The sequence below is a fragment of the Pannonibacter sp. I15F10I1 genome (assembly GCF_900185665.1).
GTDB lineage: Bacteria > Pseudomonadota > Alphaproteobacteria > Rhizobiales > Stappiaceae > Pannonibacter > Pannonibacter indicus.
Map to the genome: position 1 here is coordinate 389,516 of NZ_FYAN01000002.1, position 10,666 is coordinate 400,181.

The 10,666-nt window shown below is 62.0% G+C and carries 10 protein-coding genes; 9 read left to right on the plus strand and 1 reads right to left on the minus strand.

Features of this window, described 5'->3' with window-relative positions; all coding sequences use genetic code 11:
- The first annotated feature begins 9 nt into the window (after positions 1–9).
- The 6 genes from IF10I1_RS01680 to IF10I1_RS01705 are packed head-to-tail and all read left to right on the plus strand — an operon-like array spanning position 10 to position 5,590.
- A complete protein-coding gene (locus IF10I1_RS01680) occupies positions 10–1,161 on the plus strand; it encodes an extracellular solute-binding protein (protein ID WP_186424334.1) in 1,152 nt (383 codons plus the stop codon).
- Positions 1,158–2,033, plus strand: coding sequence for an ABC transporter permease (locus tag IF10I1_RS01685; protein ID WP_050472293.1), 876 nt, complete (start codon positions 1,158–1,160; stop codon positions 2,031–2,033). The genes IF10I1_RS01680 and IF10I1_RS01685 overlap by 4 nt, the downstream gene beginning before the upstream one ends.
- Positions 1,999–2,865, plus strand: coding sequence for an ABC transporter permease (locus IF10I1_RS01690; protein ID WP_244293662.1), 867 nt, complete (start codon positions 1,999–2,001; stop codon positions 2,863–2,865). Before IF10I1_RS01685 ends, IF10I1_RS01690 begins: the two co-directional genes overlap by 35 nt.
- Positions 2,866–2,887: 22 nt before the next feature.
- Entirely contained in the window at positions 2,888–3,934 is a 1,047-nt protein-coding gene (locus IF10I1_RS01695; RefSeq protein WP_186415559.1) for an ABC transporter ATP-binding protein, read from the plus strand.
- Positions 3,927–4,760, plus strand: coding sequence for a glycerophosphodiester phosphodiesterase family protein (locus IF10I1_RS01700; RefSeq protein ID WP_058898659.1), 834 nt, complete (start codon positions 3,927–3,929; stop codon positions 4,758–4,760). The genes IF10I1_RS01695 and IF10I1_RS01700 overlap by 8 nt, the downstream gene beginning before the upstream one ends.
- Entirely contained in the window at positions 4,757–5,590 is an 834-nt protein-coding gene (locus tag IF10I1_RS01705; protein ID WP_244293664.1) for an inositol monophosphatase, read from the plus strand. The genes IF10I1_RS01700 and IF10I1_RS01705 overlap by 4 nt, the downstream gene beginning before the upstream one ends.
- A gap of 269 nt (positions 5,591–5,859) precedes the next feature.
- On the opposite strand, the gene IF10I1_RS01710 is transcribed toward IF10I1_RS01705, so the two are convergent.
- Positions 5,860–6,477, minus strand: coding sequence for a TetR/AcrR family transcriptional regulator (locus IF10I1_RS01710; RefSeq protein ID WP_123195252.1), 618 nt, complete (start codon positions 6,475–6,477; stop codon positions 5,860–5,862).
- 87 nt (positions 6,478–6,564) lie between these two features.
- On the opposite strand from IF10I1_RS01710, the gene IF10I1_RS01715 reads away from it, so the two are divergent.
- The 3 genes from IF10I1_RS01715 to IF10I1_RS01725 all read left to right on the plus strand — a co-directional run bounded on the left by IF10I1_RS01715 (position 6,565) and on the right by IF10I1_RS01725 (position 10,512).
- Complete coding sequence (locus IF10I1_RS01715) at positions 6,565–7,338, plus strand: SDR family NAD(P)-dependent oxidoreductase (RefSeq protein WP_123195253.1); 774 nt, start codon at positions 6,565–6,567, stop codon at positions 7,336–7,338.
- Between the two features lie 466 nt (positions 7,339–7,804).
- A complete protein-coding gene (locus IF10I1_RS01720) occupies positions 7,805–8,095 on the plus strand; it encodes a hypothetical protein (protein WP_050472285.1) in 291 nt (96 codons plus the stop codon).
- A 116-nt stretch (positions 8,096–8,211) separates the two neighbouring features.
- Positions 8,212–10,512: an FdhF/YdeP family oxidoreductase gene (locus tag IF10I1_RS01725; protein WP_186391640.1), complete on the plus strand. Its 2,301-nt coding sequence runs from the start codon at positions 8,212–8,214 to the stop codon at positions 10,510–10,512.
- The last annotated feature ends 154 nt before the right edge of the window (positions 10,513–10,666 follow it).

Here is a 10,666-nt window from a genome sequence, read left to right on the forward strand (position 1 = left end):
GAGAAGACAATGAACCGTCGCGCCTTTCTGATCTCTTCCGCTGGCTCCGCCGCCGGCATGATGCTGCTGCCGAAACCGTCCTTCGCCGCTGAAGGGCGGATCGACTGGTACACCGGTGCCGACAGCAACATTCTCGATTTCTGGACCAACATTGTGAAGCCGGCCTTCGAGGCCGCGCATGCGGGTGTGAAGCTGAACCTCGTCGATGCCGGCGACAATTCGGGGATCCAGGCCATTGCCGAGCGCGCAATCGCGGCAATGCAGACACAGACCGATCCGCAGGCTGACTACTTCGAGCATGCCGATCCGCGCCTTCCGCTTGGCGCGATCGAGGCCGGCCTCTATGTCAACATGAAGGAAGCAGGGCTGGCCAACTATGCGAAGGTGAACCCGCTGGCGATCGACAGCGATTACAGCCTGCCCTATCGCGGCTCGCAGGTTCTTCTTGCCTATGACACCGCCAAGCTGTCCCCGGCTGACGCTCCCAAGACCTGGGATGCGCTGGTTTCCTGGATCAAGGCCAATCCGGGCCAGTTCGTCTATAACCGTCCGGACAAGGGTGGTTCCGGCGGCAACTTTGTCCGCCGCGCCATCCACCAGGCCAACGGCCTCGATCCCAAGGCTTTCCGGGTGGACAATTACACGGAAGCCTTCGGCAACGAAGCTCTGGGCAAGGCCTGGGACCTGCTCACGGACATTGCCCCCTCGCTCTATGACAACGGCGCCTATTCCTCGGGCAACACCCAGTCGATCCAGTTGCTGGCTCAGGGCGTGGTCACCATGACGCCGGTCTGGTCGGACCAGGTGCTGCAGGCCATTGACAATGGCGTGCTGCCGGAAACGACCGGCATCGTGCAGCTGCAGGATCTGGCCCTGTGCGGCAACTTCTCGCGCGCCGTGGTGCTTGCCAATGGCCGCAACCGCGATGCGGCCCTCGCGCTTGCCAATTTTGTGCTGACCGAAGAAATCCAGAGCGCCATCCTGACCGAACTCGGCGGCTTCCCCGGTGTCAGCTGGGATTATGTTTCCCCTGAGTTGCGTGAAAAATTTGCAGACATCATCCCGGCTTCCATCCCGACCTTCCCGGCCGGCGCCTGGGAAACCGCCGTCAATGACGGCTGGTACCGCAACGTGGCACCGAACATCAACCGCCAGCAGTGAGCGGACAGACCGTGCCCGTCCGGCAAATCCATCCGGCAAGCAGGGGGCCAGCCGGCCTCCTGCTCGTCGCCGTGCCTGTGTTCCTCGCAGGCTGGCTCGTCATCTGGCCGATCTTCAGCGCCCTTTGGCGGACCGTCTGGCGTCCGCAGGCCGATGGGCAGATGGGCTTTGACCTGTCGAGCTACATCTTCTTCTTCTCCGATGCCTACAGCCTCAACAACCTGTCGCTGACGCTCTGGACCACGGGCGTCTGCGCGGCACTGCTTCTCGCCGTGTCTCTGCCGATCGCCCTGTACCTTCGCTTCGCCAGCAGCCGGACCGCCGCCTATGTGCAGGCGCTCGCTATCCTGCCGATGTTCGTGCCATCGATCATCCTGGCCTATGCCTTCATCCGTGTTCTGGGTCCCAACGGCATGGTGGATCTTCTGCTGAACAGTGCCGGACTACCGAAAATCCGCACGCCCTACCTGACGCCATGGGGACCGGTCATCGGCCTCGTCTGGGACAACATCCCCCTGACCGTGCTCATCCTTCTGTCCGGGCTCGGGTCCGTCAGCAACATGGCCATCGAAGCGGCCCGGGATGTGGGGGCAAACCGCCTGCGCGTGTTCTGGCACATCATCCTGCCGCGGATCGGAAATTCCATTCTGGTGGCTCTTTCCTTCGCAGTCCTCGGCATCTTCTCCGCCTTCACCCTGCCTTATCTTCTGGGGCCCGCGTCCCCGGAAATGATGGGCCCCTTCATGCAGCGCACCTTCCGTGATCTGAATGACCCGATAGCGGCCATTACCCAGGCCGTCATCACATTCAGCATCTGCCTCGTCTTCGGGCTCTTTTATGTGCGCTCCGTCGCCCGCAACCAGGGAAAGTGAGACGGCCGTGAGCAAGCTGACCGCCCCGCGTGCGCCCTTCGATGGAACAGGCCTTCTCTTCGCCGTCCTTCTGACGATTGCCGTTGTCCTGCCGCTGCTCGTCGTCGGTGTCTGGGCCTTCACCGAAGTCTGGCGCTATCCGAGCGTCATGCCTCAGCAATTCGGGCTGCGCTTCTGGGAGCAAACGCTGAACCGCTCCGATGTCTGGAATGCCTTGCGGCTCAGCCTCACGCTCTCGGCAGTCGTGACACTCGCATCGGCAGTGATCTGCCTGCCCGCGGCCTATGCCTTTGCCCGCATGCGCTTTCCGCTGAGGAACATCCTGTTCTTCTCGTTTCTCGCAGGCCACGCCTTTCCAAAATTCGGCCTGCTGGTCGCGATTGCGGCGATCTTCCTGCAGCTCGACCTGATCGGAACCTTCTGGGGCGTGGCGCTGATCCAGCTCGTCAACACGCTGATGTTCATGATCTGGATTCCCGTTGCGGCTTTCCAGGCGGTGGACCGCCGCATGGAGGAAGCGGCGCGTGATGTTGGCGCGGGGCCATTCCGGGTGTTCTGGTCGGTTACCCTGCCCCAGGCCGCTCCGACGATCGCAGCAGCCCTGCTCCTCACCTTTGTCAGCACCTTTTATGAAACCGAGGGCGCCTGGCTGATCGGCGCCCCCGGCATCCGCACCATGCCGGTGCTGATGATCAGCTTCATCAACAACCAGATGGTGATCCAGTTCGGCGCCGTGCTCTCGGTCATGCTCTGGGTTCCGTCCTTCATTGCCCTGATGTTCGCCCGCCGGGTGATCGGAGGCGCCTCCTTCGCCCGCGGCTTCGGCGGCTGAACGGTTCTTTCGGGAAAAAACAATGTCTGTTCTCAGCATAAACGGCATCTCCAAGGTCTTCCCCGGCGGAACCACCGCCGTGGACGGTTTCTCGCTTGAAGCCGCCGATGGCGAACTGGTCTGCCTGCTGGGGCCCTCCGGTTCCGGCAAGTCAACAGTGCTGCGCATGGTTGGGGGATTTGAGCGGCCGAGCGCGGGCGTGATTGCGATCGACGGTGAAGACGTGACACGGATTCCCCCCGAGCGGCGCCCCACGGGGATGGTTTTTCAAAGCCATGCGCTCTGGACCCATATGAATGTCTTCAACAATCTGGCCTTCGGGTTGAAGCTGCGGCATATGCCTGCGGCCGAAATCCGGGACAGGGTCGAGGCTGTGCTCGAACTGGTGGGTCTCGCCGGATATGGCAAGCGCATGACCACACAGCTGTCAGGCGGGCAGCAGCAGCGTGTCGCGCTGGCGCGTTCCCTGGTGCTGGAGCCCAAGATCCTGCTGCTCGACGAGCCTTTCGCCAGTCTCGACCAGCACCTGCGCGAACACCTGCGCGAGGAGGTCCGCGATATTCAGCTGCGGCTGAAGATCACCACCCTTTTCGTCACTCACGGGCAGGACGAGGCCTTGTCCATGGCCGACCGGATTGTCGTGATGCGCAATGGCCGGACCGAGCAGGCGGACCGGCCGGACGTGGTCTACCGGAACCCGCAGACGCCATTTGTCGCCGGCTTTATCGGTTCCATGAATTTCATCGAGGGCGTCGTGGCCAACGGCCAGTTCATGCATGATGATCTCAGCGTACCGCTGCCGGTGGCAGACGGTCCTGCGACCCTCGCCGTGCGGCCCGAAGCCCTTGGCCTTGCCGCAGACGCGAATGGGCCGGCGACGATCCATCGCATCACTGATTTCGGCACCCATGGCCTTGCCGATCTGGTCCTTGCCGATAGCACCCGGCTGAAAGCCATGGTTCCAGCACCCGATCACTTCGCGGCAGGGCAGACTGTCGGCCTGAGGCCCTCGGCCTTTGCCGCCTTCCGCAACGAACGGCAGATCTACAGGACAACGGCCCATGGCTGACCCGCTTTACATCGGCACCAATGGCCACCGCACCCGGCTGAAATGGCACAGGGCCCGCCGCAAGGGGACGGATGCGGAGTTCACGGCATCGCGGATCATGGAAGCCATGCAGCTTGGCGCCAGCGTCGAGGTCGATCTCGTCGTGCATGCTGATCGCGGATTTGCGATCCTGCATGATCTGGATCTGGCACGCAGCACCACGGGGACCGGACTGGTGCGTGACACCAGTGCCGCAGTCCTGCGCAGCCTGGAACTCAGGGGAAATAATGGCGCGCCGATTGGCGAGACCGTGATGCTTCTCGAAGATCTCTGCGGCCTGCTGGCACGCGCGCCCGCCCATCCTGACGCCCTGCTGCAGCTCGATTTCAAGGAAGACCTGTCTTGCCTGGATGAGCGCACCGCCGCGAATTTTGCGCAGGCAGCCGGACCGGTTGCCTCCCGGCTGATCCTCTCCGGTGGTGATGCCGGCGCCGTTGCCCTGCTTGCCGCCCGGACGCCGGGACTGAAGACCGGCTACGACCCGACCTATCCCGGTGTGCTTGATGGCCTGAAGAGCGTGCAGGACTTCATGAGCTTCATCACCCGCGCCCTTCAGGCAGCACCGGATGCAGCGATGATCTATCTGGACTATGAGCTGGTGCTTGCAGCCGATGCCGCAGGTGCGGATCTGATCGCGGCGGTACAAGCCGCCGGCCGCCAGGTTGATGCCTGGACGATCCGGACGGTCGAGGCAGAGACAATCGCGGCGGCCCGCCGTCTGATCGAATTGAATGCCGATCAGATCACCACGGACGACCCCGAAAAACTTTACGAGGCCCTGGCATGAGTACCGGCTTGCAGACGATCGAGGCGGGCAAGGTGCTCGCAGACATGGAAGAAGCCGCGCGCCTCGCGGGAGATCTGACCCTCGGCTATTTCCACAAGCGCGGCACACTCCACATCGGGGTGAAGGGGCCAGGGGATTTCGTCAGCATTGCCGACGAGCAATCCGAGATCCTGATCCGCGATTACCTGTTGAGCCGTTATCCGGACTGGAGCTTCACCGGTGAGGAGTTTCCCTCTGTCGAAGGCGCCAGCACGGCATGCCGCTTCCTGGTGGACCCGATCGATGGAACGACCAACTTCCTCAATGGCATGGATTATACAATCACCATCGCCTTGCGGCAGGGCGCAAGAACCCTGTGCGGTCTCGTCTACAATCCGGTAACCGGTGAAATGTTCACGTCCGTCCTCGGCGGCGGCGCCTTCGTCAATGGCGAGAAGCTCACCATCCGCGACAATGCGGACACCGGCCAGATGGTCATCGGCACGGGGCTTCCGGCACCGGGCCTGAGCCTCTATCCCGGAGCCTATGACCGGATCGATGCGATCCGCGCGCCAATTGGCGCTGTACGGGTCATCGGCAGCGCGGCCAACTGCTGCGCCTATGTCGCCAGTGGCCGTTTCAGCGGCTATTTCGAGCAGACCGGCTTCATTGATACGGCCGCCGGCATCCTTCTCATTCAGGAGGCAGGCGGCATTGTAACCGACTGGTGGGGCAGAGGGCCCGAACACTATGAGCGCTCCGGCATCCTCATCGCCGCCGCCCCCTCCGCCCATGCCTATCTGCTCAGCCATTTGCAAAAGGTAGCCATTCCGGACCAGTGGCGCGGATAGGGCTCCACGTGAGCTTTGCGCGCGTGACGGATCGCTGAGCCTCAAGGCGTCCCGTCTTTACGCAGCAGGATGACCGTTCCCGCAGGATCCGAGGTCCAGAGGCCTGAGACACCGGTCAGCGGCTCTAGCTCATCACGCCGCGGGCTTCCCAGGCTGGCCAGGGCAGCATCGGGATTGTCATCAAAAAGTTCGATCCAGACATCGGTCTGACTTTGATGCGGCACGCGGCCGCGATAGAACTCGACAGTTATCTCGGGCCAGGCTCCTCTTCAGGTGCCACGGCTCCCCGGCCAGGCCGTGAGTGCGAGATCGATCAGCCGCTTCAGCCGGGCATTGCAAGCGCCATCGCAGGCCTGTGCCGACATGCCTTGGATAATCGCACCATAAAAGCGCGCCAGCGTATCGGTGTCGGTTTCAACAGGCAGCTCACGTTCCTCGACGGCCCGGTCAAAGCGGGTTTTGAGGATCTGCATCGATGCTTCCCGCAAGGCCGCTGTCATCTGCGCGACGGATGCGTTTTCTTCCGCATGCTGCAGAACGGCCGTCGAGACCATGCAACCTCGCGGCTTGCCGGGCTGGGTGTCTCCATCAGCGATATCATAGAGATACAGCCTGAGGGCATCGTAAGCTGGAAGAGGAGACGCCAAGATCGCCAGCCGCCGGCTGCTTTCACGGGCGATGCTGAACTCCAGCGCCTGACGGTACAACGCCTCCTTTGAGCCGAACATGGAGTAAAGTGTCGGCGGATTGATCCCCATGGCCTTCGTGAGATCGGCGGTTGAGGTCCCTTCATAGCCACGCTCCCAGAACAAGCGAGCCGCGATGTCGAGGCCCACGTCGCGATCGAGCGCGCGCGGTCTGCCCCGTTTGCGAACTGGATTCGACATTAAATAGTGATCCCTATTAATTTATTGACAGGAGTCGCCACGCCATTATTGTAGCGACTGCTATTTAATTTAGCAGCGGAGCGATTCATGACCAAGAGACTTGAAAATAAGATAGCCCTCATCACTGGAAGTTCACGCGGCATCGGCCGGGCGGTTGCGCTTGCCTTCGCGAAGGAAGGCGCCGCTCTGATCGGCTTGCACTATACCGCAAATGCCGATGCGGCCAATGCCACGCTTCGCGACATCGAGGCGCTCGGGGTGAAGGCGGTTGGTGTCAAGGCTGACTTGCGGGAGGGCAAGGAGGCGGCCGATAGCCTTTGGGCACAGTTCAGCGAGGCCGCACGTGCCGAGACGGGTTCCTCCACTCTCGACATTCTGGTGAACAACGCCGGCATCGCGCCCGCCCTGCCCTTGAAGCAGACGAGCGAAGCCGCCTTCGACGAGGTTATGACCATCAATTACAAGGCGCCCTTCTTCCTGATCCAGGCAGTGGCCGATCATATTCGTGACAATGGCCGCATCATCAATGTGTCCACCGGGTTCACCCGGATTGCAGCGCCGACCCATCCGGCCTATGCGGCCTCCAAGGGAGCGCTGGAGACATTGACACTGGCGCTGGCACCTGAGTTCGCCCCTCGGGGAATTACGGTCAATGCCGTGCTGCCGGGCGTGACGGAAACGGACATGAATGCCGAGTGGCTGGCATCGCCCGAAGCGCGCGCCGGCGCCGAAGCCCTCTCGGTCTTCTCACGTGTCGGCAAGCCGGAGGACGTTGCCGGCGTCATCGCCTTCCTCGCATCGGACGACGCGCGCTGGACGACGGGCCAGATGATTGATGCGACCGGCGGCGCCCGGATCTGAACGATCCCATCTCCGCTATGCAGTCATGAGCGGGCCGCCTCTCATGGCCCTGGCGGGCGCATCGCCATTTGGATGCGCTCGCCAACGCGACATCATCCTTGGAAGCAGGCAATGTTTACTTTGGACGCACGGAGGAGGATTGGGCCTTCGTTTTGCCGCAGCGCCCCTCTTCCCCCTTGAGGGGGAGATGTCTGCGCCAGCAGACAGAGGGGGGTGGCAGCGCTTCAGCTCGGTACCATCTCGCATACAAACGGACAGTCCGTTCCCCCCCCCTCTGCCCCCTGCCGGGGGCATCTCCCCCTCAAGGGGGGAGAGGAGTTGGTGCCTGACTGGCAGTCCCTTGTAAACACTGCGTCCCTCGCTCCCGGCATGTCCGGTGAGGGGATAGATCGCTCCAGATACCCCCCCCGGCCAGGAACATGTTCGTGCATCAAAGGTTTGATCCCGGAAACGAAGGAAGGGAGCCATGAAAGAACCAGTGACATCCGCAAAACTCCGCGATGAGATCGACCACGGTCAGACTGCGGATAAAGTGTCTTTCCCTGACCCCGCAGCAGCGCCGCTTGGAACCGATGATGAAGCAGCCGGAAACCCGCCAACGGCAGAGCAGGTCGCCATGGCACGCAAGCAAGAGCTGAAAGAGGGGCCGGCACGCCGGCATGAACTTGACGGCCGGCCGCGACGGGGAAGGATCAAGCTCCTTCTTGTCGCTGCGATCATCCTCGCCGCAGTCGCCGGCTACTATCTGAGCCGCTAAGAGCCGTCCGGCAACGCGCAGCAGCCCGGTCAATGTCCCTGGCCCGCTGCTGCCACATGGCGGGAACATCCGGGATAGCCGGGACTTTACACAGAGTACTCAAGCCGGAGAGAGCCATGACAGATCGAGCCAGCCACAAACCCTATCACCAGCCAGCCGGCGGATGGGGATCGCTCAAGTCATTGCTCAAACATTCGGTCCAGCAGGGCGCAGTGTCGAGCGGGGCCGGGTTGATGCACTCTCACAACAAGACCGGCGGCTATATGTGTACCAGTTGCGCGTGGGCTAAACCCGGGAAACCCCATCTGGCCGAATTCTGCGAGAACGGGGCGAAAGCGACGTTCTGGGATCTGACTGCAAAGCGCACAACGCCGGAGTTTTTCGCGAAGCATAAAGTCTCCGGCCTGCTCAACTGGACGGACCATGACCTCGAAAACGAGGGGCGCCTGACCCATCCGATGCGGTATGACGCCGGCAGCGACACCTATGTCGAGGTGTCCTGGGCAGAAGCTTTCGACGATATCGGCGCGCATTTGAAACGCTATTCGCCCAAGGATGTGGTGTTCTACACCTCGGGCCGTGCCGCCCTCGAGACATCCTATATGTATCAGTTGCTGGCCCGGCTTTACGGCAACAACAACCTGCCCGACAGTTCCAACATGTGCCATGAAACCACCTCGGTGGCGCTGCCGCAAAGCATCGGCACCCCGGTTGGCACGGTCCTGCTCGAGGATTTTCAGGAAACGGACTGCATCCTGTCCTTCGGTCAGAATGTAGGCACCAATTCGCCGCGCCTGCTGCACACGCTGCAGGAGGTGCGCGAACGCGATGTGCCCGTCGTCGTGTTCAATCCGTTGCGCGAACGCGGCTGGGAAGCCTTTGTCAATCCGCAGCGGCCCGGCCAGATGCTGACCAACAAGGCCACCCCGATCGCAACACAATATTACCAGCCATGCGCCGGCAGCGACATTGCGGTGATGACCGGCATGGCCAAGGCGCTCTTCGCCTGGGATGATGCTGCACAGGCCGCAGGCGAAGCGCGCGTTCTCGACGACAAATTCATCGCCGCCCATACGCATGGGTTTGAGGCATTTGAGGCGATGGTGCGCGGCACCACTTGGTCCGATATCGAAGCCGCCTGCGGGTTGCCGCGCGACGCGCTGCAGGCGGCCGCAAGGACCTATGCCGAGGCGAAGTCGGTCATCGCGATCTACGGCATGGGCCTGACACAGCACAAGCTGGGCGTCGGCACCGTGCAGATGCTGATCAACCTGCTGCTGATGCGCGGCAATATGGGGCGGCCGGGAGCAGGTATCTGTCCGGTGCGCGGGCATTCGAATGTTCAGGGCCAGCGCACGGTGGGTATTGCCGAAAAAACCGAACTCGTGCCGCTGGACAAGATGGCGGAACGCTATGGTTTCGCGCCGCCGCGCGAAGACGGCATGAACACCGTCGAGGCTTGCGAGGCCATCGCCGCCGGCAAGGTCAGCGCCTTTGTCGGGCTGGGCGGCAATTTCATCCGCGCCATCCCCGAGCGCGACTTGATGGAACGCAAATGGCGAGATCTCGATCTTTCGGTGCAGATCGCCACCAAGCTCAACCGCACGCATCTCATCACCGCCCGCACCACCTATCTGCTGCCGACCCTCGTGCGCTCCGAGATCGACGAACAGGCCACCGGCCCGCAGATTGTCACAATGGAGGATTCCACCACATGCATCCATGCCTCCCGCGGGAAGTATCGTCCGGCCAGCCCGCATCTGCTGTCCGAACCGGCGATCGTGGCCGGAATTGCCAAAGCCGCCCTGCCGGAAAACCCTTCGGTGCCGTGGGATCTCTGGGTGGCGGATTACGCGCTGATCCGCGACGAGATTGAGGCGGTCTTCCCCGATGATTTTCGCGGCTTCAACGCCCGGCTTGACCTGCCGGGGGGCTTCCCGCGCCCTGTGGCCGCCCGCGAGCGCATCTGGGAGACCGACACCGGCAAGGCAAATTTCAAGACACCCACGGCTCTGCACGCCAGTTTTGATAGCGGCAGCGATCCCGGCGTCTTGCGCCTGATCACGCTCCGCTCGAACGATCAGTTCAACACCACCATCTATGGCGATGCCGACCGGCTGCGTGGCATTCATCACTCCCGCATGATCGTGATGATGAACCCCAAAGACCGGATGCGGTTCCAGATTGCCAAGAACGAGCTGGTCCGGCTGACCGCTGCCACGGACGATGGTGTATCACGGAGTGTCGGCGGCTTGCAGGTGATCGACTATGACATCCCCGAAGGCACCATTGCCGCCTATTATCCAGAGTGCAATCCATTGATCCCGCTCTGGCAATATGCTGAGGAGAGCAAGACCCCCGCCGCCAAGTCTGTCCCGGTGCTGGTCCACCGGGAGGCTCTGATGCATGAGGGCTGACCTGGCTCCGGCGGTGCGCGCCTTTTACTTGCGGAACGTGGCTTTCGACGGTTTTGCCTGTTTGCTTTGTACTTGTTTTGTTCTTTGTTGATTATATAGGTGTTTTTGAATGGTTTTACCCCGTTTTGTGGACGGGGTTTTTGTGATTTGTTTT